This window comes from Shewanella sp. MTB7 (genome assembly GCF_027571385.1).
In the GTDB taxonomy this organism is placed as follows: Bacteria; Pseudomonadota; Gammaproteobacteria; order Enterobacterales; family Shewanellaceae; genus Shewanella.
The window spans coordinates 3,616,815-3,641,768 of sequence record NZ_CP085636.1 but is presented as its reverse complement, the minus strand read 5'-3'; the positions used below and the strand labels follow the sequence as shown (position 1 = coordinate 3,641,768).

General features: G+C 43.9%; 17 protein-coding genes. 16 read left to right on the top strand and 1 reads right to left on the bottom strand.

Annotated features, from left to right (window positions below; genetic code table 11):
* The first annotated feature begins 2 nt into the window (after nucleotides 1–2).
* From HWQ47_RS15685 to HWQ47_RS15645, 9 genes are all read left to right on the top strand, one after another.
* A complete protein-coding gene (locus tag HWQ47_RS15685) occupies nucleotides 3–1,868 on the top strand; it encodes a contractile injection system tape measure protein (protein ID WP_269967005.1) in 1,866 nt (621 codons plus the stop codon).
* Nucleotides 1,869–1,916: 48 nt separating this feature from the next.
* Nucleotides 1,917–2,936, top strand: coding sequence for a hypothetical protein (locus HWQ47_RS15680; protein WP_269967004.1), 1,020 nt, complete (start codon nucleotides 1,917–1,919; stop codon nucleotides 2,934–2,936).
* Nucleotides 2,937–2,948: 12 nt separating this feature from the next.
* The gene (locus HWQ47_RS15675; protein ID WP_269967003.1) at nucleotides 2,949–3,524 is read left to right on the top strand and encodes a hypothetical protein; all 576 of its coding nucleotides are present in this window, start codon (nucleotides 2,949–2,951) and stop codon (nucleotides 3,522–3,524) included.
* An 85-nt stretch (nucleotides 3,525–3,609) separates the two neighbouring features.
* On the top strand, nucleotides 3,610–5,421 hold the full coding sequence (locus HWQ47_RS15670; protein ID WP_269967002.1) for a LamG-like jellyroll fold domain-containing protein: 1,812 nt from the start codon (nucleotides 3,610–3,612) through the stop codon (nucleotides 5,419–5,421).
* Between the two features lie 14 nt (nucleotides 5,422–5,435).
* Nucleotides 5,436–11,168, top strand: coding sequence for a beta strand repeat-containing protein (locus HWQ47_RS15665; RefSeq protein ID WP_269967001.1), 5,733 nt, complete (start codon nucleotides 5,436–5,438; stop codon nucleotides 11,166–11,168).
* A 24-nt stretch (nucleotides 11,169–11,192) separates the two neighbouring features.
* Complete coding sequence (locus tag HWQ47_RS15660) at nucleotides 11,193–11,744, top strand: hypothetical protein (protein WP_269967000.1); 552 nt, start codon at nucleotides 11,193–11,195, stop codon at nucleotides 11,742–11,744.
* Between the two features lie 134 nt (nucleotides 11,745–11,878).
* Entirely contained in the window at nucleotides 11,879–12,163 is a 285-nt protein-coding gene (locus tag HWQ47_RS15655; protein WP_269966999.1) for a hypothetical protein, read from the top strand.
* A 43-nt stretch (nucleotides 12,164–12,206) separates the two neighbouring features.
* Complete coding sequence (locus HWQ47_RS15650; protein ID WP_269966998.1) at nucleotides 12,207–12,647, top strand: hypothetical protein; 441 nt, start codon at nucleotides 12,207–12,209, stop codon at nucleotides 12,645–12,647.
* Nucleotides 12,648–12,688: 41 nt separating this feature from the next.
* The gene (locus tag HWQ47_RS15645; protein WP_269966997.1) at nucleotides 12,689–13,009 is read left to right on the top strand and encodes a hypothetical protein; all 321 of its coding nucleotides are present in this window, start codon (nucleotides 12,689–12,691) and stop codon (nucleotides 13,007–13,009) included.
* Nucleotides 13,010–13,267: 258 nt separating this feature from the next.
* On the opposite strand, the gene gadC is transcribed toward HWQ47_RS15645, so the two are convergent.
* The gene (gene gadC / locus HWQ47_RS15640) at nucleotides 13,268–14,788 is read right to left on the bottom strand and encodes a putative glutamine/gamma-aminobutyrate antiporter GadC (protein WP_269966996.1); all 1,521 of its coding nucleotides are present in this window, start codon (nucleotides 14,786–14,788) and stop codon (nucleotides 13,268–13,270) included.
* Nucleotides 14,789–15,651: 863 nt separating this feature from the next.
* Here gadC and HWQ47_RS15635 point away from each other — a divergent pair.
* From HWQ47_RS15635 to HWQ47_RS15605, 7 genes are all read left to right on the top strand, one after another.
* Complete coding sequence (locus HWQ47_RS15635; RefSeq protein WP_269966995.1) at nucleotides 15,652–15,918, top strand: DUF4212 domain-containing protein; 267 nt, start codon at nucleotides 15,652–15,654, stop codon at nucleotides 15,916–15,918.
* A 27-nt stretch (nucleotides 15,919–15,945) separates the two neighbouring features.
* Nucleotides 15,946–17,664, top strand: a complete 1,719-nt coding sequence (locus tag HWQ47_RS15630) for a sodium:solute symporter family protein (protein WP_269966994.1) — start codon at nucleotides 15,946–15,948, stop codon at nucleotides 17,662–17,664.
* Between the two features lie 140 nt (nucleotides 17,665–17,804).
* Nucleotides 17,805–19,652, top strand: coding sequence for a DUF294 nucleotidyltransferase-like domain-containing protein (locus HWQ47_RS15625; RefSeq protein WP_269966993.1), 1,848 nt, complete (start codon nucleotides 17,805–17,807; stop codon nucleotides 19,650–19,652).
* 19 nt (nucleotides 19,653–19,671) lie between these two features.
* Nucleotides 19,672–20,334, top strand: a complete 663-nt coding sequence (locus HWQ47_RS15620; protein WP_442802112.1) for an exonuclease domain-containing protein — start codon at nucleotides 19,672–19,674, stop codon at nucleotides 20,332–20,334.
* 401 nt (nucleotides 20,335–20,735) lie between these two features.
* Nucleotides 20,736–22,280 carry a Re/Si-specific NAD(P)(+) transhydrogenase subunit alpha gene (locus HWQ47_RS15615; protein ID WP_269966992.1) on the top strand — a complete coding sequence of 515 codons (1,545 nt, stop codon included), beginning with the start codon at nucleotides 20,736–20,738 and terminating at the stop codon, nucleotides 22,278–22,280.
* A 14-nt stretch (nucleotides 22,281–22,294) separates the two neighbouring features.
* Nucleotides 22,295–23,695: a Re/Si-specific NAD(P)(+) transhydrogenase subunit beta gene (gene pntB, locus HWQ47_RS15610; protein WP_269966991.1), complete on the top strand. Its 1,401-nt coding sequence runs from the start codon at nucleotides 22,295–22,297 to the stop codon at nucleotides 23,693–23,695.
* A gap of 128 nt (nucleotides 23,696–23,823) precedes the next feature.
* A complete protein-coding gene (locus tag HWQ47_RS15605) occupies nucleotides 23,824–24,756 on the top strand; it encodes an MBL fold metallo-hydrolase (RefSeq protein ID WP_269966990.1) in 933 nt (310 codons plus the stop codon).
* The last annotated feature ends 198 nt before the right edge of the window (nucleotides 24,757–24,954 follow it).

Sequence of the window (24,954 nt, the reverse complement as noted above, 5' to 3'; positions counted from 1 at the left end):
GTATGAGCATACATCGCGATGAAACATCGCCTAAAAAACATAAAATTCAACGGCTGAAAGTGGTGATAGAAACCAACGACAAAGCTTATGCCCATGAGCTACAAAATCAATTCAGTGATCTGTGCCGAAATCAGATTAAGACGTTATTGGATAAGCAATTTTCTGCGTTGTCCAGTGATGATGAAATCGTCAGAATCGATAAGCTTGAGTTGGATTTAGGCCAGTTTAAGGATTACTTGGACAGGGACAAATTGTTGAGGGATCTGCCTGATAAGCTGGAAACAGCTTTACGTCAGTCTAAGCAGATGGGTCTAGCAAGTATCTCTCCAGCTAAAGGAGAAAGGCCCACTAATACTACAGATGGGGGAAGGCGGCCACCCGCGAATGGTTGGGAAAACGAGCAACATTCGCGATCTGGTATTGATGATTGGGAAAGCCATCGAGACAGTGACGATGAGTTTGATCAAGAGTTGATGGAGCAAGCTTGGTATGAAGAGTCGTTGCAGCAGGATGATGATTGGCAAACCGAATCGTTGACTCGTATCACTGAGTCGGAACCCGATGGGACGGGTACGGCCGACTCTGAGAATAATATTAGTGACGGTGAAGCTTTGCTGCTGTTTTTACGTACCGGTCAACTTCCCTGGTGGAGCCAAGATGATAGCGGCGATGAGGTCAATCGTTTGATGAGACAGCTAACGGCTGAAGATGCCGATGAGCTGTTGCAGTTGATGCAATCTTATCCTGAGGTGCTGTCCCGTATTGCTTGGCAGTTCGATGCGCGTCGACAAGCAAAGCTTATCGATATTCTATCAACTACCGAACATAACATGCAGATGTTGCGGTTCATTAACGTGTGTCATCAACTGCTAGGTAATCGCAGTAATGGGTCTAACACCAGTCATGACAATCACGGACAACTCGTGTCCGTATCGCCTTTTATCGTGCAGTCCTGGCAGCAATTTATCCACTGGCTAAACCTGCAACCTACCCCAAGGACCAGTTTTCAAGGGGTACTGGAACAGTGGCGGCAACAACCTGATTTTTTGAATTGGCGAGGGCAGATTTTAACGCTCGCAAGTCGGAGTGAAGTGTTTGCCAACCAAGGTTTTGAAGAACTCATTGACTTGCTTGAAGAGCAGGATAAGTCTGTTATTTCAAGTCCCGTGGCCGCAAGTATTAAGGCTTCTGAACACACAACGCTTAATGCTAGCCCCGAAATTCTGCCAATAGATGCATTCCCAGAAAACCTTTGTGAAGTGCTGATGATCTCTAATGCTGGACTCTTTTTGCTATTTGGCTCGCTGCCTGAACTGTTTACCAAGCTTAATTGGCTTGTGGGTGATGGATTTGTATCAGCAGCTTGCCAGCAGCAGGCAGTACATCTGCTAGACTACATGGTTTGGGGGGAGACTGAGGATGAGTCTCTTTCCAACGACTTCAGTATTGAGTTAGAGGTCATTGAAAATACCGAGATGCCCACTGATTACTTGGAGAGATTGGTGCCGGAATCGCGCTTGAATCTGAATAAGTTGTTGTGTGGATTACAGTGCAGCGACCCGGTTTGGGGAGATTGTTATCTACCTCTAGAAGCAAAAACGCTCGCTGATAACGCGATTAAGCAGGCCATAGCAGCATTGGAAAAACTCGGTGATATGGACATTACTACATTTCGCGATAGTTTTCTGCAGCGACATGGTTTGTTGAGTGTAAAGGATAATGCCTGGTTGCTGCGTATCGAACCGGAAGGACGAGATCTTCTCTTGTCGTCACAGATTAGTCCACTAACCCATTTACGTTTTCCCTGGATGCCGTTTGCTTTGAATGTTGAATGGAACAGTGAGAAGAGCCAACCCTACCAGATCTAAAATTTAGGCAAATGCTTGCCTCTTCATTTTTGTCGCTCGGAGGTTTTTATGCCAACACCCATGCTCAGTGAGCATATTATTAAAGCGCCCTTGGATAATATCCTTGAGGCCGTTACCACCAGTATTCTCAATACTCAGGAACAACTTAATCAACAATCTATTGCCATTGCTGGCAGGCTGGCAGGCGCCAGTCCGGAAGATCAGGTGCGTTTCGGTACCAGCAAATATTCACTGTTGGAACTGGGCTTTGTGCCTGAGTTTTACCAGCTCGGGGAAACTGAAGTCAAACTCAAGATGGCAATGCACCTAGAGCGCAATGGAGCAGAGCTGGGGATTTATGGCAGTTTATTGAATGAACGTAATCTCTGTGGCTTTGGTTTTGACGCCGAAGCTGCTAGTCAGATCACGGCCAAATTGGTGCCGACAAGTGTCCCCAATGTCTTTGAAAAAAGAGTTGGGCAGATGATGCTTGAGCTAACTCAGAAAGCCTTTAATCATATTCGCGATTATGTCATTGCCCAGAACGCCGCTGCTATGAATCTATATGAACTAGAGCAAACTGGAACTAATTATTTACTCGAAGCTAACTTACCGGATTATCGGGCTGCATTGATTGCTTTGCATCCGGATGAGTTACCCAATATTCCCTCCTTACAACAAGTTGTTTTGCGCGTGAACGCCTTTGTCGTCATTCGTGACTATGTGTTGGCAAATGACACCCGACCTATGACGATAAAAGAGCTGTACGCCACTGGAGTACAGGGCGCTGTGGATAGGAACTTGAGTCATTACCGCAACCGTTTATCAGCCTTGTCGAGCCTTAATCATGTGGATGGATTACAGGTGGTGGTCACTCAATCTAATGCTTTTGGCCAAATTCTGGCATTGATGCAACTGAGTCAGTTTTCCTCTTTGACTCAGGAGATGTTTACTCAAGCAGGCATTATACGTGTCAACGTGGATCGTTGGAGCCTCTACATTGCAGTATTAGAAGCCTTAAGCACTGAGATATTAGAATCCTATACTCAAGCCGATTTGCAGCAACTTATCGATACCACTAACCAATAAAGGAAACCTTTTATGGCAAATCATTTTGCGGTGGGATTAAGTGAGCTTTTTAGTGCTATGGCCAGAGAAGCAAACAAAACACGTCGATATATCGAGCAACAGAAAATCGCTTATCAGATGCCAGAGTTTGGTACTGAGCTTAAATTGGCGTTGACTGCGATTCGAGGCGGCCGAAATCAGATCCCAAAACTCAGAGTGGCAGCCCTGACGCCGGGGGAGCAAGCGGGGCCTGTAAGTCGGATTAGCAGTAAGTTTACCGCTTGTCCAACGTCGACTGCGCCGGCCATTATTCCGGAGTTGGTGTCCCATCATTTTGAGGATGGAGCGCTATCTATCTCCTTTAAAGTCAGCGGTGTTGGTGTTGAACATCCGGTTGAGGCAAACCTGAATCGTGAACTGGCCTGGCAATTAAATAATCAGCCCTTATTGCTGACGACACGAATTAACACCCCAATAGTAATGACAGATCCTCAGGGGCTATTTGCCATTGTTGTGGATGTAGGCAGTGGGGATCAAGCTGGTATTAAGTTGCCACTGGAGCTTCTGTTTAGTGGGGTGAGCTACAGCTACCTATTTACCACGAGCTAAATTATATCTTTTTTGCCGCTGCAATCAGTCCTGAGTGCAGTTTTACATGACTTATCTCATCAGACTTTTCGATTTGGAAATTACTATGACAGACTTGGTGCCGGGCATTGCGCTTAAGCTGGGGAAGAACAGTTATATCCCCATGGCGGATGATCCGCAGACAACACACAGTGGTGAATTAACCCTGGAGCTCTGGGCCTATATTAACGCCATGGATGCACAGGCTAATTTGGTCCACAAGCAGGGAGCTGGCAATACTCATTATCAACTTACTTTAGAAAACGATGAAGGCCGATATTTCTGTCAGCTTGCTATCGGTTCATCAGTGTTAACCGCAGATATAACCAACCCATTTAATCGCTGGATTCACTTCTCATTTACCGTTGAACAGCTTGATGAACAAAGCCAGATAAGGTTACTGATCGATGGTAAAACCGTTGCAGAGACGAGGATAAACCTGTGGCAAGATAACTTTGGCGATGTTTCTTTGGGGGGAGGTTTAGAAGGCGACATTGCAGAGCTTAGACGTTGGAGTCGAGCGTGGCCTGCTGCGTTAATTAAAGCCCGTAGGAAATTGACGCTCAATGGCATAGAGCCGGATTTAGCATCTTGGCTACCACTTAATCAAGCACAACAAATTAAAGACCAAATTCTTGGTCGGGAATTTCAAGGTGTGCTGGTTAGCTGGATTGAAAAAGTCAGACCTTTTGTTGAACAAAAATCCCAAGTGTTATTTTTAGATCAAGCCGATGAGTCAGTGTCTGCACTGTGGATAGATGATTTTCCTGTTTATCGATTTACGCTTGAGTTTTGGTATCGTTCCTTTCATGGCCTGCCTGGCAGTTATATTCTGGACTATTCCGCTAATGACGGTACATCTGGGGTCAAAGTATTTAATCCTCAAAGCCTGACAGTTGAGATCGCTGGCGTCGCTACAGATACTGGGATCAACTTAGTCAATGGCGTTTGGCAACATATTGCGGTTTGTTGGAATAAGCGCGATGGTAAATTACTTGTTTATCAAAATGGCGTCTTGAAGGGCGGAGAGCGAACACTTCACAGTGAAAATATTATTCCCGCTGGTGGAATGATTAAATTAGGTGGGGCAATTGATAACAGTCACAGCCATCCTGGAAGTTATTTTGCAGATATCAGAGTTTGGGCGACGTGCCGAACAAGTGATGAGATCATTAATAACTTTTTGAATCGCCAAGAGGGGGATGAATATCCTCTGCGTTTGTATTGGCCCTTGGCTCAGCAAACAGGTAATCAGGTTGAGACTCCGAGTCATGGGGGGTCATTAGCAGTGATAACCGGTGGTCGATGGCGTGAAGACTCTTTGGTCATCCAAGCCTCTCCGGCTGAACGATTACGTCAACTAAGAACAAGAGCTGATTTATATGATGAGCAGCCTGAACCTGGAGGTGATGGCCCCGGAGAGGTGGTGGCAGATCTGGGTTTGGCGTTTGATGCAGACGTTTTTGTTAATAATCTGGTTGGCCAGTTGTCACAGGTTGAGTCCTCTCAATATCAACTGACTAATATCGGTATTGACGCTAAGGTGATATTGAGCACTGAACCTTCAAAAATTATTGTGCCATATCCAGACCGTTTAACCTCCCTCGATCCTGGCCACTATACCAATCTGAGTTTTAACTTTTCACCTGCATACCTCGAGCCTACAACGAATACTTCTATGCCTTACCTGCTGGGCGCTACCGAGCATTATGCTGGATCCTTGCTGGATGATAAGCAACTGGGCTATCGCATTGTTCACCGTGCAACAGACGAGCAGAAAGAGAGTGGAGTCGTTTTAGAACAATTCCCGTCTGCTGAGAGTGAAGTGAACCGAGATACAGATATCACCTTGATTATTGGAATTGCTACAGGCAACTGAATATTGGAACTATTATGACTAAAAAACGCAATGCTCTGTCCGGTGAAACCATGCCGGAGAATATCACCTACCGCCTGCAAACTTATCGCTATCAAACTGATGATATCCAACAAGTGGCTGATAATCTTTATGCCGATTTGGAGGCCGGTTTGGCGTTGAAAGCCGAGTTGAACGGCAGTGAAGAGGAAGATTTTAATACCGCGGATCTCAAGGTGAGCGACACGCTGACTGTTGAGGGTGATCTTCAGGGAACAGATGCCATATTTACAGGCTCTCTTGAATTGGGTGAAGACAACAGCGATTGGGTGCGTCTCAATTCGCCGGTTATTGGCCCTGTCAATCGAGAAGGCGTAGCAATTAACGACAAGCTTTCTATTAGTGGTGATACCAATGTTGGCGGAGATATTCGCATTTATGGTGATCTAATTGTGGACGGTGAAACCATAGCCCGAGATGTCGATCATATGCTTGGGGATGTGGTGCTTGGCGATGAGGATACCGATAAAGTTGAGATTGCAGGTGAAATTCGCAGTGCTCATTCATCTGGTCAGCTAGCGTTTGCTAGCCCAGGGCATTTTCAACAAGCTGTCACGATAGATAAATCTGCTGACATTGCTGAAAACCTTGGAGTTGGTGGCAATGTCAGCGTTACCGGAAATAGCGCGCTGTCTGGGAATATCAGTGTCGGGGGCAGCCAAAGCATTGCTGGTGATCAACAGGTTGATGGCAATACAGCTGTGACTGGTAATGCCAGTGCAACCAATATGAATTTGAGTGGGCAGTTGACGGTAGGTGGGTTGGCGAGTATTAGCGGTAACCAGAGTGTTGCTGGCGAGCAACGGGTCAGCGGTGATCAGCACGTCGCTGGTACGCAATATAGTGCGGGTAACGCTGAGATCAGTGGTGATGTGGATGTGGGTCAGAAATTAACCGTCACCTCCGATGCCACAATAGGCGGTGCTCAAAGCGTGGCTGGGAATCAAACATTACTAGGTGGCCAGTCAATTGCCGGTAATCAAATCATCAATGGCGATAGCCATGTAAAATCAAATTTAACCCTTGATAACGATTTGTCAGTGGGGGGAAATGTTGATGTCAGTGGTGATCACAATATTGCTGGCAGCCAGAGTGTTACCGGTTCGCAAACCGTTAATGGGGATGTGACTGCCAATGCTAATTTAATCTTAGGTGGGGATTTGGATGTATCAGGCAACGCCGAAGTCCATGGTAGCCAGTCTGTTATAGCAGATCAAAATGTTGGGGCGAACCAAATCATTTATGGAGATCAAGCGGTTCAAGGTGATGCTTCGATAGTTGGCGATCTAAGTGCGGGTGGTAATCTCTTCGTTAGTGGTGATAGTACGCTCTCAGGGGATCAGTCCATCAGTGGTGATCTAACGGTTTCGGGAAGTCAGAGGGTAAATGGCAGCCAACAGGTCGATGGCGAAATCTACGGTAAAGCAGATGTTCGTTTGGATGAAAGCCTCAACGTTGGTGGAGATGTTCAGGTTGACGGAGGGCAAAATATAACAGGTGCTCTCTTGGTTGGCGGCAATCAGTCGGTTGCGGGAATGCAAGAGATCACCGGGGACTCACACCTAAAGGCGAAGCTGAATGTAGATAGTGACGTCACTGTTGGCGGTGAAACCAGAGTCAGCGGTAAGGTGACTAGCGAAGCTGATCATGAAGTGGGTGGAAACTTGACCGTTCGCGGTAATTTCGTGGTGGAAGGTGAGACCATAGCCAAGGATATTGAACATCTGCTAGGCGATGTTGAACTGGGAGACGAGGATTCTGATCAGATTAAGATCGCCGGTCAGATAAGCAGTAACCATACTTCTGGAAACCTTGTTTTCACCAGCACAGGTCAATTTAAGGAACAACTTAAGGTTGATAAGTCTTTTTTAGTGAGTGAAAACGCTGACATTGGCGGTGATCTGACACTGTCAGGTGATCAGCAGACCTCAGGCTCTCAAACCGTTGATGGTGATATTACTGGCGCCGCTAATCTGGCTATAGGCGGTAATATTCATGTTGGCGGTACTCAGAGTGTTATTGGTGACAGTAACATAGAGGGTAATCAAAGTCTGAGAGGAGAGCAGACTGTCTCAGGAGACATGTTTTCCCAATCAAATCTTGAGGTTACTAAAGACCTCACCGTTAAACAAAATGCCGTATTTGAGGGGGATAGCCGCATTGACGGCAGCCAAATTGTCAAAGGTAGTCAATCCATAGATATTAATTTACAAACAGCGGGTACCCAAACCGTAGAGGGAAATAGTTATGCTAATGCCGATATGCAAGTTGGTAATAATTTGCTGGTGGAAGGTAATGTAAGCGTTGATGGCGACCAACTTGTTGAAGGAAACCATCAGGTTGATGGCAGTCAGTTGATTAGTGGCCATCAAACTGTGACGGGTGACAGTAGTGCATTAGCCAATATGGCTGTCACCTCTGATTTATCCGTTGGCGGCGAGGCCATTATTTCTGGAGATGCTCGCATTGATGGCAATCAAAGGATTGAGGGTCATCAATTTGTGACGGGAAACCAAACATTGATAGGTGCTCAAACTGTTTCCGGTAATAGCAGAATGGAGGCTGACTTATCGGTAGAGCAGAATGTAACTGTCGGTGGCAGTGAAACAATAGCGGGTCACCTTAGCGTTGGTGGTAATCACACCCTTACTGGTACCCAAAGCGTAGCAGGAGACAGTTTTGCTAACGCCAATATGAGTGTTGCTCAAGATTTTAGTGTTCAGGGTGATACCAGCGTCGATGGCGATTCACATCTTGGTGGCAACAGCAGTATCTTGGGTGATCAATTTGTTGGTGGTGAGCAACTGATCTCTGGTCGTCAAATCATTGATGGTGACAATCATACCAAAGCCAATATGCAAGTTGACAGGAACCTTGTTATTGGTGGTAACGGATCCGTTGGCGGTCGCCAATATGTTGCGGGTGATCAGGAGACTGAAGGCTGTCAGATTGTTAAAGGCAATAGTTACGCCAGAGCTCACCTTCACGTGGGTCGTCATCTGACGGTTGATGGTAATAGTTTACTGAAAGGAAACTCGAGAATTCAGGGGAGTCAGCTTGTTGATGGCAGCCAAGATGTAGGAGGAAATTTACGTGTTGGCGGCAATTTAGTTGTTGAAGGTGAAACCTTAGCAAAGGATGTTGAACACCTATTAGGCGATGTCGAGCTCGGTGATGAAGATACCGATTTAATTAAAGTGAGTGGGACTATTAGTAGTCTGCACTCAAGCGGCAATTTAGTAATCACAAGTCCTGGACAAATTGAGCAGTCACTGACGGTTGATAAATCACTGACTGTTGGCGAGGAGGCAAGTGTTACCGGCGACATGTCCATTGGTGGCAATCAACAGGTAGCTGGCGTTAACACTGTGATGGGCGATAGTGTGGTGCGCGCTAATATGACCGTCGATGAAAACAGTACTATCGGCGGCAGTTCAACGGTTACGGGTGACCAAACCATCGGTGGTAATATCATTGTTAACGGCAGCCAGACCGTTGTTGGGGATAGTGTTGCCCATGCCAATATGGTTGTGTCTGGTGAGCTGGATGTAGGTGGCAACCACAATGTTGCTGCAAATCAAACCGTTGATGGCGAAAGCTCGGTTACCGGGGGGCACACTGTTGGAGGTGACCAAGAGATCTTAGGTCGCCATACCGTAAGTGGTGACATGATTGGGCTTAAAAGCTTGTCTCTTGGGCAGGTGTTGACGGTAGCTGGTCAATCTAATGTCGGTGGCAACCAATTTATCTTTGGTGATCAACAGATAGAAGGACGTCATACCGTTTCTGGTGACAGTAGAGCTGAAGCTAATATGACCGTAGATGGTCATATAAATGTAGGCGGTAACGCTAATGTCATCGGCAATAGTGTTGTTGCTGGCAACCAAACTATTTTGAATGACCAAATAACCAATGGTGATCAGCTGACTAAAGGTAGTATGAGGTTAGATGGAGATCTGCAGGCGAAATCCAACTTACAGGTTGATAAAAGCATTGGGATCCGAGAAAACCTTGATGTTGAAGGTGACTGCAGTGTGTTAGGTGATCAGAGTGTTACAGGGGATCTCGACGTTGCTGGTAATCAAACTGTTGCATTGGGACAGATTGTTGAGGGCAATGTTCATGCAAAATCTGAGATGTTGGTTGATCATAATCTCCTTGTACAGTGCAACGCCAATGTTACAGGTAATAGTCATATTGGCGGAAATCATAGCGTACTGGGACAACAATCAATTGGTGGGCAGCAGCATGTCGCTGGTGATATTAACGCAGATGCCAATTTAGCCGTTGGCGAGTCTCTAACAGTTGCTGGAGATATTGCCGCCAGTGGCAGTCAAACTGTTTCTGGCAATCAGATCATCGGTGGAAATCTCAGGGTCGGTGGGGATCTGCTTGTAGAAGGAGAAACGTTCGCTAAGGATATTGAACACTTACTTGGTGATGTGGAACTGGGTGATGAAGATAGCGATCAAATTAAGGTTGCAGGTGTAATTAGTAGTCAGCACTCCAGCGGCAGTTTGATGATTGAAAGTCCTGGGCATTTTTCGCAGGCATTAGTGGTTGCAGGTTCTTTCACTGTGGATCTGAGTACAGCGCTTAAGTCAGATTTATCAGTGCAGGGTAATGCCGTTATCGGTGGGAGTTGTCGTGTTAAGGAAAGTCAGAGCATTGGCGCTGATCAGATTGTTGCTGGACATCAAACTGTGGACAGAAATCAGCGTATTAAAGGACGCTGTGATATCAGCACAGACCTTGGTATTGACCGCCACTTGCGGGTGAGCGGTTCTGCTCAGATTCACGGCAGTCAGTCTATCGGCGTGAATCAAAGGGTCAAGGGGTGGCAAGTCGTTGAGAAGAATCAGGCTGTTTATGGTAGTCAGACAGTTAATGGCAATAGTCTTGTAAAAGGGCAACTCACGCTTTCAAAAGATTTGAACCTTGCTGGTGAGGCAACTATTCGTGGAGATATGTCAGCATTTGGCAACAGTCACGTCGGTGGTCATTCCGCTGTGCAGGGTAATCTAAATGTTGCTGGGAATCATTCTGTTGTTGGTGACGGTTTCTTCCAAAGTGGATTGGCAGTTGATAAAAATCTAAATGTGGCGGGAGAAGCAATAGTCACAGGACGTTTGGTTAGCAAGCATGATCATCATGTTGGTCATAATCAGCGTGTTACCGGGGATCAAAACGTATTTGGCAATCAATGGATTGGCGGAGATATTCGCTCCCGTGGTCATGTTCAACTCGATAAAAAACTCACCGTTGGCGGCGGCATTAAAGCAAGCGGTAATAGTGAGTTAACAGGTGACTTGTATATCAATGGTAATATCAGCGCGCATAATTTGCCGCAATGGTTTGATCCCGGTATAAAGTTGATGAGTGCTCCAGTGAGCAAAATGTTTGATTTGAATTATTACAACCGAAACTTCAATGTAGATTTTAATCTAAACGATACAAATGTGAGATGTCTATTATGTAATGTTAGTTCGACTTCATGGTATCACGAAGGTGCAGCGATTAACCTAGGTCGTAAGATCAGGAATGAATATGATGTAAGTATTAGTGCAATGCGTAATTGGAGGCGTTCTTGGCATGGATATGGACTACTTTGTATTCCTGTAAATGATAATGGAAAGTTTAATCTAAATTGGGATGTAACGAACCGGTCAAGTTTAAAGATTAGACTTGTTGGTGTCATGTACGGTGAATAATCAAAATAGGACGGTGGTGGCCATATGTTTATAAGATTTGAAAATGATTTTAGTATTGAAGTAACTTCGGATAAATATAATGAAGAGGAATATACTTGGTTTGAAACGCCAGAAGGTTACCAGAATGGAGATCTCTGCATATTGAATAATGGCCTTGTATCATTGGCCTCAGATGATGAACAGGAAAGCTATCAGTTATCTCAACGAAAAGACTATTACATAGGGCTAATTGCAGGAGTGATTGATGAAAAAAAAATGGAACATAAAAGTCATCTTCCTGGGAAGGAGAGAGAGTATGCGGCTAAACGAGAACTGGTTAATAGCAGTCAAGGTGGCAATATAGAGGAGGATAGTATTGAGTATCTATTCCTTATTCACGAGGCCAACGCTAAAGGGATCACAGTTAATGAACTCTATCTGGATATAAAACAGAAAGTCACTTCCTTGTATCAATATTATGGATTACTAGCTGGTTTCTCCGTTACATCTAAGGAAAGGATCTTATCTGCAGGGAGTACGGATGAACTTGAATTTATATTTTCTCAGGTTCTTGATGATTTTAATCTATTACCTTAATAGATTAGTTATTTATTTGTTTGCCGTAAGTTTGTCGATGAGGTTAATAATGGCGAATTATTCAGTGGCAATAAAAATCTTATTATTCATTCAAGTTCAGATTGTGAGACGGCTATCTCTTTAAAAGGTATTAAATGTTGGCAAACAATGAAAGCTGTGGGTTTGATGAGTCAACATTAGATATTATCTTTAAAGAGCTATATTTGGTTGAAGTATGTCAACGGGCTAGGGGCCATGAAGTTAATAATCAACACCTAGCAGAGCAACTTTTTTGTACAGAAATATTTTGCGGTGTAGATCAAGTTATATTGTCAATACAGGAGATGTTTGCTTTGTCTTGTAGCAGTGAAGTCGATAATGACGTGCTTAGATTGGTCAACAGTGAACCACAAGTTGCACTGAACCGTTCAGATAAGTAGTGAAATCGATATACCGTAAACATGGCTTGATAGGGGGTTGCATATGGGGTTTTGGGGAAGATTGTTTGGATCTAGCCATGCGGTGAATGCCATGGTAGATGGTGTTACTAATGGACTAGATGCGCTTGTTTACACCGATGAAGAAAAAAGTCTTGATGCGGCGAAGGAGCGTAGTGAGGCGAGAGGTATGTTGGTCAATTGGATGGCGGCGACACAGGGCCAAAATTTGGCCCGTCGCTTTATTGCATTAGTGATTGCTGGGATCTGGGTGTTTCAATATTTCACTGTGACACTGTTGTCCATTATCTCCATCTGGGCTGGAGATCCCGAGGGGTTTGAAAAAGCTGCCAATGTGATCGGTCATAATGCTGAGCAGATGAATGCAGCAATGATGTTGGTACTGGGGTTCTATTTTGCAGCACCTCATATGGAACTTATTGCCAAGTCTGCGCTGGAACGTTTTTCTCATAAAAGTAAAGATTAATATAGTGCGGGATGTTCAAAGTATCTGAGAGGTGTTGTGTATTGACTAAAAACAAAGGTAGTAAGTTAGATAAGAAACTGATGATCAGTGCAGTTGCAATCTTGTCTCTGTTCTGGGGAGCCTATCAGGAGAGTAAGGAGGAAAATAACCAGTCGATAGTGGATGACGGTGCGAAGGAAGTACCATCACCTGAACGTAGAAAAAATAATGATGCAATTCCTGAAAGATGTTTGACTGAATTATCTGAACCAGAAAAGCAACAGCTTCGAAGTCAACAGCAACAATCCCAGCAACAAAGCCAACAGCAGCAAGAGTTAAATCTATACCTATCGGTAGGCTTATGCATACCATGTTGCGATTAGTTTTTTTGAGTTTTTGGTATTGAAGGCATTGATTATATTAAGTTAGTCTGAGAAGGGATGTTGTAATGTTTATTAATGGTAAATACCTGATCACCTCTAAACGCAGAACTGCGAAAGAATTGGCTGAACTGGTGATTTATCTTTCAGTACTTGGTAATAAATCTTAAACATATTTCATTCATCACCGAGGCAAATGCTAATCCAATTAATTTTGATGAATTAGCATACCTAAATGAAACATACGATATTTTGTTTAAGTTACTTATTTAATTCATGAGTGATTTTATCTGACGTATTTATAATCCCGGGATGTATATTCTCTATTTCCCAAGTAAACGGCGCAAAGTCAGTCACTGAAGGATCTTTCCAATGTGACTTGCGAACTTGGTAAATAATAAGCGGAACAGCGACGAAGAATAGCGTCAATAACACAAGGAAACCAACAAACTCTTCAGGGCTACCCACTGAGATTTGATTCGGCGGGATATATGAAAATAGGAATGCTATTAATGAACCAATAAAGCCTAAACCACCAATGATCCACATGCCCATATCGCCCCCAGGTATTTTATAGGGACGTGGTCGATTGGGTTGACTGTATCTAAGGTGGATGGCTGCAGCAAACATTAATAAATACATAATCAAATACAGAACGACCGTTAATTGACTTAAGATCTGATAGGCGGCTTGTACCGATGGCAACACCACAAATATGGTGGAGATTAAGGTCACTAATATGGCTTGAACCAACATAATGTGCGTTGCCATGCCATATTTATTGGTGTATTGCCAGAATCGTGGTAAATATCCCCCTTTAGCGACAACTAGCAGTGCAGAAGATGGACCCGCTACCCAACCAACCACTCCAGCAAGCACACCAAGAGCTAGACACGCTGCGACAACCGGTGAAGCCCAACCAATACCAGCCCAAGCAAACAACTTATCATAAGCTATCAAGAGGCTTTGGGTTAAACTGATGTCTTGTTGAGGAATGATAAAGGCAATCGCCAAGGTACCTAAAACAAACACTGACACTGTACCAATTGCTGCAATGGCGATTGCAATAGGGTAATTACGCGCGGCATTATCGACTTCTGAAACATGAATGGCGTTCATCTCCATACCGGCATAGAACAGGAAAATACTGGCTGCGAGTACCACATTATTAAAATTAGAAAAGTCGGGAATAAGGTTGCCCCAAGTCAATTCTATTTGAGGTGGCTTACCAGAGAAAAACAAATAAGAAAAACCAAGCACGATTAACACGATGCCAGGTATGATAGTGCCCACTAGGCCACCCCACTTAGCCAGTTTAGCAAAAGCAGATGTCCCCCGAAGAGCGACAAAAGTTGCAAACCAATAAATACCTAATACAATCGACAATATGAAGAATTTGTTTTCTGAAAGAGCTTGATCCCAAGTCGTATCAGGACCAATAAATGCCAGTGATACCGAACCAAACGTTAACGCAGTTGGGAACCAAACAGTGACTTCAATCCACAGCATAAATACAGCGACAAGGGCAAGCCGAGGACCAAATGCTTCACCTACCCAACGAAATATACCCCCTTTTTCTGACCAGCCAGTTGCCAACTCGGCAGCAACCAGAGAAACTGGAACCAGAAATACAACGGCTGCAAATACATAATAAAATACCGAACTTAACCCATATTCAGCTTCCGCGGGGAGGCCACGTAAACTGACAACGGCAACGACGTTTAACATTGCTAGCGCAAATACACCTATTTTCCCGTTACTTATCTTCTTTTCATTATTCATAATAACCAACTTCGAGTAATCAATACTGTTTCAGTTAGTTGGCTTTACATATTTCAATGTAAAGTAAAATGATGATATTGAATTATGTAAAGCTAACGCATAAAAATACCATTATGGAAGCTTGTTATTCATATAAATGATGAGATAAATAAGGTATTTTATCTCATCATTTATTACCACGTTTCCAATCAATGTGCAATTAAATGCAGATCTGTATTTTGGTTCTGCTCATTTTTAGTGTTAGGTTTAAATTTAGGTGTGCTTATAATTCAATGTTTTATTAAATAATTAATTCTATTTATATGTTTAACACCGCCAAACAAGGTCATGTTTAAATGGGCTAGTATGATCAATAAGTGTCTATTAAAAATAAGTTTACTTGCAGGTTTGGCGTTAATTAGTACTAGTCAATTAGTAACTGTTTAGGGGTAAACTCCAATTAAAAGCCTTGATCTTTGGTGAGATACGGGCTGAATGAGACCTGTTCTCATTTGTCAATCTATGTGAACTGATAAAGCCTCAGGTGAGACCTGTTTTCATTTGCCAAATAGTGTGAAAATTTTTGCCAAACCATGCGACGCGCTACACAAAACTATCTCAGCTTACACGATTGAGTTTCTCATTTAAGGCGGCGCGCTACATTAACCTTATCAATATCCCTGCTACCTTAGTCTAAAGTTTATTACTTAATAATTGGCAGGTTAACGTGCACGTTAACTTGTAATAGGTTGTTAAATAGCGACTAATTACTTGTTTAATACTAAAGTTGTCGTAAGCGTTAGACTAAGGTCGCGATTGTTGTTGTGCTTTTGCTTGATAGATTAACTGAGACTTAAATATAAAATCATCACAGAGGAGTCGCTATGAGTTTTGAAAGCAACGACAAGGCAGAGGGATACTGGCGTGAAAATTTACGTTTAGTGCTTGGCTTATTGGCCATATGGGCGGCCGTATCATTTGGTTGCGGTATTTTATTAGTAGATGTGCTCAATGAATATCATTTCATGGGCTTCAAATTAGGATTCTGGTTTGCACAACAGGGTGCAATGTACGTGTTTGTGGCGCTGATTTTTGTCTATGTCGCTAAAGCGAATGCATTAGACAAAAAATACAATGTGAACGAAGACTAGCATTTAACCTAGGTAAGGAGCAGTGAGATGGATGTACAAACTCTAACGTATTTAATCGTGGGCGTAACGTTTGCCCTTTATATTGGTATTGCGATCTGGTCCCGAGCGGGCTCGACCAAAGAATTTTATGTAGCAGGCGGTGGTGTCAATCCTGTTGTTAACGGAATGGCGACAGCCGCTGATTGGATGTCTGCGGCGTCTTTTATCTCATTAGCAGGTATAGTCTCGTTCGTAGGTTACGATGGTTCAGTTTACTTGATGGGTTGGACGGGCGGCTATGTACTACTCGCTTTGTGTATGGCTCCTTACTTGCGTAAATTTGGTAAATTTACGGTGCCTGACTTTATTGGTGACCGTTATTATTCTCAAGCTGCACGTACTGTAGCTGTTGTTTGTGCCATCTTTATCTGCTTCACTTATATTGCAGGGCAGATGCGTGGTGTGGGCGTGGTGTTCTCGCGTTTCCTCGAGGTCGAAGTCGATACCGGTGTGTATATAGGCATGGCAGTGGTCTTCTTCTATGCCGTCCTCGGTGGCATGAAAGGCATCACTTATACTCAAGTTGCTCAGTATTGTGTGCTTATTTTTGCTTTCATGGTGCCTGCAATTTTCATCTCTGTGATGATGACAGGCCATATTTTCCCACAAATTGGTTTTGGTGCTGAACTTGTCGATGCTGCGGGTAATGGTACTGGTGTTTTCCTACTGGATAAGTTAGACGGCTTATCGGCTGAACTGGGTTTCTCTCAGTATACTGAAGGCTCTAAGAGCATGATTGATGTGTTCTTTATTACCGGTGCGTTAATGTTTGGTACTGCGGGTTTGCCACACGTTATCGTGCGTTTTTTCACTGTACCTAAGGTGAAAGATGCGCGCGTTTCAGCAGGTTGGGCATTAGTCTTTATCGCTATCATGTACACCACTATTCCTGCTCTAGCTGCGTTCTCTCGTGTGAATATGATTGAAACTATCAACGGTCCAGAGTCGACCGGTGTCGCTTATACCCAAGCTCCTGAGTGGATTAAGAACTGGGAAAAGACAGGGCTTATTACCTGGGATGATAAGAATGACGATGGCAAGATTTATTACGCCAACGGTCCTGAAAATGAGATGAAGATTGACCGTGACATCATGGTATTAGCAACGCCTGAAATTGCTAATTTACCAGCTTGGGTTATCGCATTGGTTGCTGCGGGCGGTTTAGCGGCGGCATTATCTACTTCTGCGGGTTTGTTACTGGTTATCTCAACGTCAGTTGCGCATGATTTGTTGAAGAAAAACTTAATGCCAGATATCTCTGATAAAAAGGAGTTGTTGTTTGCCCGTATTGCTGCAGCTCTGGGTATTGTGTTGGCGGGTTACTTTGGTATTAATCCTCCAGGCTTTGTTGCTGCGGTGGTCGCCATTGCCTTTGGCTTAGCTGCCTCATCACTCTTCCCAGCTATTATCATGGGGATTTTCTCTAAGACGATGAATAAAGAGGGCGCGATCGCTGGTATGGTACTGGGTCTACTGTTTACGGCCTCTTACATTGTGTTCTTTAAGTTTGTTAATCCTGAGATTAACAATGCTGATCACTGGTTCATGGGCATCTCACCAGAAGGTATCGGTATGTTAGGTATGCTAGTGAACTTCGTTGTTGCATTTAGTGTTAGCAGGGTGACTAAAGAAGTTCCTGCAGATGTGGTTGCTATGGTCGAGTCGATTCGTTTCCCTAAAGGGTCTGGCGAAGCACATGATCATTAATTAGTGAGTTTATTCACTCAATAAAAGAGCGCTTCGGCGCTCTTTTTGCTTTAAATACAATTCATTAAGCCTTTAGTCGAATATTAAGCCTATATTGAATTCGTTATAGTTCAATGATGTATAACTATGGCAGGCTACCTATGGATGCAAGCGAGCTTCAACCCATTACCGATTTTATCCAGGGACTCGTTCCCTTTGACTCCTTGTCTGACTCAGCATTAGAACGATGTTGTAAAAGCTTGAGTGTTGGCTACTACAGCAAGGCGTCAACGTTTGTTCCCTTAGATGAAACAGACCCTCAACTTTATATTGTCCGCAGTGGTGCATTTGAGGTGAGAAGTGATAATGGTGAGTTACTCGATAGGTTAGGTGAAGGAGACTATTTCGGTTTCCCATCACTCTTGTCCGGTGAAAAAATCAGTAATCGAGTTCGTATCTTAGAAGATGGTCTTGTATATCATCTGGATCCAGACACTTTTGATTATCTACGTGTACAGAGTCGGCAGTTTGATCGCTCTTTTAATCGGGCATTTGCGAAACGTCTTCGTCATCAAGCCAAGTTTAAGGCAAAAGAGTTAACCACGACTAGCCGAGTCTGCTCGTTAATGTCTAAGAACCCGCTGATTATCGATATTAATGCGTCTGTTAGTGAGGCAGCAAGAATGATGCGCGGAGCGAGAGTCTCCTCCATTTTGGTGGTCGATAATGCTAAACTCTGTGGCATTTTAACGGATAGAGATCTGCGTAATCGCGTGTTAGCAGAAGGACAAGATGGCAGTTTACCAGTGCATCAAGCGATGACCTCGCAACCAAAAGTACTCAGCGCTAATGCCTTAGTGTTTGAGGCTATGTTATTGATGAGTGAGCATGGTATTCATCATCTGCCCATTGTCGATGATGAGAGAGCAGTAGGGGTTGTGACCAGTACTGATATTCTACGTGGACAAAGCGCTCAACCTCTACTGCTGATTGGTGAAATAGAGCGTCAGATTAGTCTAGACAGTCTTATCTCTGTCAGTAAACAGATCCCCTTGCTGTTACAGAACTTAATCAGTGCTGATGCCAGAGCGGAAGAGATAGGGCGTGTATTGACCTCGGTTACCGATGCCCTGACGCGCCGGTTGATCATTTTAAATCTAACCCTGCTCGGAGAGGCGCCAATGGCGTTTTGTTGGTTAGCGTTTGGCTCTCAAGGACGACAAGATCAGGCTGCCTGCTCAGATCAAGATAACGGTTTGCTCTTGGCCCATGAGCCCGATGAAGCTGCGTCAGGCTACTTTGAGGCGCTAGCAAAGGCGGTATGTAGCGGACTAGATAAATGTGGTTACATCTATTGTCCTGGCGATATCATGGCGCAGAACCCTCAGTGGCGATTGAGCTTATCTCAATGGCAAGGTAAATTTACTCAATGGGTCGATACCCCAGAACCAACAGCCTTGATGCATGCCAGTATATTTTTCGATATGCGTTCTATTTTCGGCCCAAGCTGCCTGTTCGATAGTTTGCAAGATGAGGTGTTAGCCAACACCAAAGATAATGATATTTTTCTCGCAGCGATGACCAATAACTCACTGGTAGAGTCACCCCCTTTGGGTTTTTTCAAGCAACTTGTCCTTGAACGCGATGGATCTGAGGTTAAAGGGATAGATCTTAAGAATAAAGGCAACGCGTTAATTAACGATATCGTTCGTATCTACGCACTCTTTGCAGGGATTAAAGAGGTCAATACCGCTAAGCGGATCCGCGCCCTGATGGAGCAAAATATTATTAACCGAAAAGATGCACTAAACCTTGCTGATGCCCATGAGTTTATAGCTCATATGCGACTGTTTAATCAAGGGGAACAATATACTCAGGCCCTGCCTATTTCAAATTATCTTCAACCTAAGCAGCTGTCGTCTCTTGTTCGGCATCAATTAAGGGATGCTTTTAAAGTCGTACATGATGCTCAGTCTGGTATAAAACTTAAATTTACCCGGAGTTTTTGATTTGTTGGTACAGAACCTGTTGAAAACTAAATTTTTCTGGCGGGTCATTCGAGCCGAAAATGAAAGCCTCAAAGCTTATTATCTTGCTCAAAAAACGTTATTAACCACCAATGTTATGGATGCGCCTTTGTTGGCTATTGATTTGGAGATGACGGGGTTAGATGCACAGTTTGATCAAATATTAAGTATTGGTATTGTACCGATAGAAAAGGGTCGTCTGATATTGTCAAAAGCTGAGCATAAACTGGTTAAAATCGAGGGCAGTGTCGGGCAAAGTGCAGCCATTCACGGCATCTTAGATCATCATCTTGATGGGGCGGTTTCTCTAGAAGTTGCAATGGCATGGTTTGCAGAAAAAATCCATGGTCAAATACTGGTCGCACACCACTCCCCTTTAGATCTGGCTTTTTTACAAAAAGGCTTGTCAGTGCACTTTCAGCAAAGAGTGATATTGATGGCCATCGACACCTTGGGATTAGAAAAACGCAGATTGATGCGTCAACATGAAGTGTTCAAAGAGGGATCATTGAGGCTTGGTGCGAGTAGGGAACGTTATGGCTTGCCTGTTTACGCTGCGCACAATGCACTGATTGATGCCATTGCTTGTGGGGAGCTGTTACTCGCTCAGGTATGCGCGATAGGTCAGGGAGGAAGAGTGAATGTTGCTGAACTGCTCTCTTAATTGATATCTCTTGCTTAACCTCTGTTGATCTTGAGTCTGCAATGAGGAACACAAATTTAATGTTATTTAGTCATTGGGCTCGTAAATCTTCTATCTATGTAGATGGATTTTATAACAATTGTAAATAACTAATAGCAGAATGAGATTGACAGCCTGCCACGATCAAACTTCTCCGCAAGAATAATAGAGATTAATCTCAAATATTGAAAATTATTGACCCATAGCCCAAATATCTTGTTATTGTTGATAGGATTTATGACACGCTTGAATTAATATTTCGGCGGCAATGACCCTATCTATTGCTTTGTCATAGAGGATTATAAAAAATTGCTAATGCATTACCGAGCAATACTCGTGTTAATCGCAATAGAGAACATCACTATCGACACCAGGAAAACACTATGCAAATCGGAATACCAAGGGAGATCCTTAATCAGGAGAGCCGGGTAGCCGCGACACCAGCCACTGTTATTCAGCTTAAGAAATTAGGTTTCAGTGTTGTTGTGCAACGCGGTGCCGGAGAGGCTGCAAATTTCAAAGATGAAGCGTATTTAGAAGCGGGAGCTGAGATTGTTAGCCTCGAAGAAGCGTTTCAAGCGGATCTCATATTGAAAGTCAATGCGCCCACTATCGATGCCGATACTGGCGTTGACGAAACAGATCTAATGAAAGCCGGTGCGACAGTCATAAGTTTTGTATGGCCTGCTCAAAATCCTGAACTGTTAGAGAAGTTTAAAGCGAAAGGCATAAACTTGCTTGCTATGGATATGGTACCGCGTATTTCACGTGCTCAATCCCTTGATGCCCGTAGCTCATTAGCTAACGTAGATGGTTACCGTGCAGTTATCGAAGCGGCTAATCACTTTGGCCGTTTTTTTACTGGTCAAATAACTGCTGCAGGTAAAGTGCCGCCGGCCAAAGTGTTGATCATTGGTGCTGGTGTTGCCGGCTTATCAGCATTAGGTACTGCTGGAAGTTTAGGGGCAATCGTTCGCGCCTTCGATACTCGTCCTGAAGTGAAAGAGCAGATCAACTCCATGGGCGCCGAATTCTTAGAAGTAGACTTCGAAGAGGTATCTGGCTCTGGTGATGGTTATGCCAAAGTCATGAGTAAAGAGTTTATTGAAGCTGAGATGGCACTGTTTCGTGAACAAGCCAAAGATGTCGATATTATCATTACCACAGCACTTATCCCGGGCAAGCCTGCACCTAAGTTGATCTTAGAAGATATGGTTGGCTTGATGAAGCCTGGTAGCGTAATTGTCGATCTGGCAGCGGCAAACGGCGGTAACTGTGAATTAACTGTGCCAGGTGAAGTCGCTGTGGTCAACGATGTGACCATTATTGGTTATACCGAGCTGTCACGTCGTCTGCCGACACAAGCAAGCCAACTGTACGGTACCAATTTAGTCAATTTGCTTAAACTGATGGCGCCAGAGAAAGATGGTAACTATGTGATCAACTTCGATGATGAAGTGATTCGTGGTGTTGCAGCCGTTAAAGATGGCGAAATCACTTTCCCACCACCAGTGATTCAGGTCAGTGCGCAACCTCAAGCGAAAGTTGCAGAGGCCGTCGCTGACGTCGTTGAGAAGAAAAAGAACCCTTGGATTAAACGAGCACTGCTATTAGTTGCTGCAGGTCTATTTGGGCTTATCGCAAACTCGGCGCCAGCTGACTTCCTGCAACATTTTAGCGTGTTTGTTCTGTCATGTGTTGTCGGTTACTACGTGGTTTGGAACGTGAGCCACTCACTGCACACACCATTGATGAGCGTGACCAATGCCATCAGTGGCATCATTGTTGTCGGTGCACTGGTACAGATGAATAGCGACAGCACGGCTGTACTGATATTGTCTGGTATTGCGATACTTATCGCTTCGATTAACATTGCCGGTGGTTTCACTGTCACTCAGCGTATGCTGAAAATGTTCCGTAAAGACTAAGGGGATTGACGAACATGTCTATAGGATTATTAAGTGCAGCTTATCTGGTTGCCGCTGTCCTGTTTATCTTCAGTCTTGCAGGCTTAAGTAAACAAGAAACCGCTCAACGCGGTAATATCTTGGGTATTATCGGTATGGTGATTGCGATTGTCGCAACCCTAGCCAGTACTCAAATTGATGGTAACAGCTGGATTGTTACTGGTGCAATGGCAATAGGTGCTGCGATTGGTGTGCGTTTAGCGCTGAAAGTAGAGATGACCGAAATGCCTGAATTAGTGGCTATCCTTCACAGTTTTGTGGGTATGGCTGCGGTGCTCGTTGGTTTCTCGAGCACATTAGATCACGGCGCCTTGATGGATGCTGTGACGGGTCATATCGATCCTGTGGCTAAGACCATTCATGATGTCGAAGTCTTCTTAGGCATCTTTATCGGTGGTGTGACCTTTACTGGCTCGGTTGTGGCGTTCGCTAAGCTTCGCGGACTCGTTAGCAGTTCGCCTAAAGCACTACCTGGGGCACATTGGTTGAACCTAGGTATGCTGGTAGCTTCTGTCGTATTGGGTATCTACTACATGCAAACTGATGCCATAAGTGCATTAGTGCTGATGACGCTAATCGCTTTCGTATTCGGTTATAACTTGGTATCGGCCATTGGCGGCGCGGATATGCCAGTGGTTGTTTCTATGCTTAACTCTTATTCAGGTTGGGCAGCAGCAGCAGCAGGCTTCATGTTAGGTAACGATCTATTGATCATTACCGGTGCGCTAGTGGGTAGTTCAGGCGCGATTCTTTCGTATATTATGTGTAAAGCGATGAACCGTTCATTTATCTCGGTGATCTTAGGTGGCTTTGGTACCGAAAGTGGTACCGTGGTAGCCGGTGATGCTGATCAGGGTGAACACCGTGAAATCCAAGCTGAAGATGTGGCTGAAATGCTGAAAAGTGCCCGTAGCGTTATCATCGCACCAGGCTATGGCATGGCGGTTGCTCAAGCTCAATATCCAGTTGCAGAACTCACTCAGAAACTGCGTAAACGTGGCATTAATGTCCGTTTTGCGATTCACCCTGTTGCGGGACGTTTGCCGGGTCATATGAACGTACTTCTGGCTGAAGCTAAACTTCCTTACGATATCGTGATGGAGATGGATGAGATCAATGATGATTTCGCCAATACTGATGTGGTGCTTGTTATCGGTGCGAACGATACTGTTAACCCCGCAGCGAAAGAGCCTGGTAGCCCAATTTCGGGTATGCCAGTACTTGAAGTATGGAATGCTGAGAACGTAGTGGTATTTAAACGTTCGATGGCTACTGGTTATGCAGGCGTTCAGAATCCACTTTTCTTTAAAGAAAATACTGAAATGTTGTTCGGCGATGCCAAAGAAAGTGTTAATAAAATTTTAGCGAATATTTAATGTTTTAACCCGCTAGTACAAGTGAACAATGCCAGTCAGCAATGACTGGCATTTTTTTATCTCATGATTGAATAAAAAAAAGCGTTAACGAGGTCTGTACTCTTACTCATGTGTTTTAAGGAAGTGTTATGAACAAGGCTGGATTGAGTTTTATCGCGTTAACGGCAATGATGTGGAGTACAAACTTATTTGCATCACAGATGCCTGTTGAGCAATGTACTGGTATACAGGTACAAACATTAGGGGCGGGAGGGCCTGAAATTAACGATGGCTTGGCATCGGCATCATTTCTGGTTTGGATAAATGGTAAGGCAAGAGTCATGGTCGATGCTGGTGGAGGCAGCTCTTTTAATTTTGAACAATCCACTGCCAATTTTAATGATTTGCAGGCTATCTTACTCACACATTTACATGTGGATCATAGCGCTGCACTTCCTGTCTATATTAAGGCGGGCTTTTTCACTGGAAGAGATCAGCCTTTGGGGATTTTTGGCCCCAGCTCTGCGGTCAATTTTCCATCGACCACTGAGTTTATCTCAGCGCTGTTCGATGATAGGCAAAAGAGTACTTTTCCTTACCTGTCTGATAACGTTAGGCAGCAAGCTTCCACTGACTACTTAATACAAGCTCATAATATTGTTGCTGATAATAAGGTCTGGCAGCACGCATTAACAGATAGCCTCTCAATTGCTGCTATCAATGTGTTTCATGGTCCAGTACCCGCTTTAGCCTGGCGAGTGAGCTTAGGTGAATGCTCTGTTACCTTTAGTGGGGATATGAATGGTCGTAGTGGAAATTTACCTGTTTTAGCCAAAGGAACTCAACTGTTAGTGGCGAATAATGCTATTGGACAAGAGGCTGGGTGGGTTGAAAAAAACTTGCATATGACTCCTCAAACTATCGGCGAAATAGCACAACAAGCGAATGTTAATCAACTGATGTTGGCGCATTTTATGTTACGTAGTACAAAGACATTGGATGAGTCAGTTGCGATCATAAAAGAAGACTTTACAGGTCAGGTTATTTTGGCAAACGAGCTTGAACTTGTTCAGATCAAATAGTGTGCAATTTAAAACATATGATTATGTTTTACCCATATAAAACTCAAGTTTGAATGTTTTATATTTATTATGACTGTTAAGTATTGTTAAATGAGTTTAGTTTCATACTGGTCATTAAGCTTATGGTATTCAATGAGTCATGAGTTTAACATCCTCAAAATCTAGTCGATATTGGCTTTACTCGGGGAAATGCGACCT

Excerpts from the sequence above, each read along its gene's own strand:
- HWQ47_RS15670 (WP_269967002.1), top strand. The coding sequence starts at position 3,610 with ATGACAGACTTGGTGCCGGGCATTGCGCTTAAGCTGGGGAAGAACAGT.
- HWQ47_RS15650 (WP_269966998.1), top strand. The coding sequence starts at position 12,207 with ATGGGGTTTTGGGGAAGATTGTTTGGATCTAGCCATGCGGTGAATGCC.
- HWQ47_RS15655 (WP_269966999.1), top strand. The coding sequence starts at position 11,879 with ATGTTGGCAAACAATGAAAGCTGTGGGTTTGATGAGTCAACATTAGAT.
- HWQ47_RS15625 (WP_269966993.1), top strand. The coding sequence starts at position 17,805 with ATGGATGCAAGCGAGCTTCAACCCATTACCGATTTTATCCAGGGACTC.
- HWQ47_RS15635 (WP_269966995.1), top strand. The coding sequence starts at position 15,652 with ATGAGTTTTGAAAGCAACGACAAGGCAGAGGGATACTGGCGTGAAAAT.
- HWQ47_RS15665 (WP_269967001.1), top strand. The coding sequence starts at position 5,436 with ATGACTAAAAAACGCAATGCTCTGTCCGGTGAAACCATGCCGGAGAAT.
- HWQ47_RS15630 (WP_269966994.1), top strand. The coding sequence starts at position 15,946 with ATGGATGTACAAACTCTAACGTATTTAATCGTGGGCGTAACGTTTGCC.
- HWQ47_RS15605 (WP_269966990.1), top strand. The coding sequence starts at position 23,824 with ATGAACAAGGCTGGATTGAGTTTTATCGCGTTAACGGCAATGATGTGG.
- HWQ47_RS15685 (WP_269967005.1), top strand. The coding sequence starts at position 3 with ATGAGCATACATCGCGATGAAACATCGCCTAAAAAACATAAAATTCAA.
- gadC (WP_269966996.1), bottom strand. The coding sequence starts at position 14,788 with ATGAATAATGAAAAGAAGATAAGTAACGGGAAAATAGGTGTATTTGCG.
- pntB (WP_269966991.1), top strand. The coding sequence starts at position 22,295 with ATGTCTATAGGATTATTAAGTGCAGCTTATCTGGTTGCCGCTGTCCTG.
- HWQ47_RS15675 (WP_269967003.1), top strand. The coding sequence starts at position 2,949 with ATGGCAAATCATTTTGCGGTGGGATTAAGTGAGCTTTTTAGTGCTATG.
- HWQ47_RS15615 (WP_269966992.1), top strand. The coding sequence starts at position 20,736 with ATGCAAATCGGAATACCAAGGGAGATCCTTAATCAGGAGAGCCGGGTA.
- HWQ47_RS15680 (WP_269967004.1), top strand. The coding sequence starts at position 1,917 with ATGCCAACACCCATGCTCAGTGAGCATATTATTAAAGCGCCCTTGGAT.
- HWQ47_RS15660 (WP_269967000.1), top strand. The coding sequence starts at position 11,193 with ATGTTTATAAGATTTGAAAATGATTTTAGTATTGAAGTAACTTCGGAT.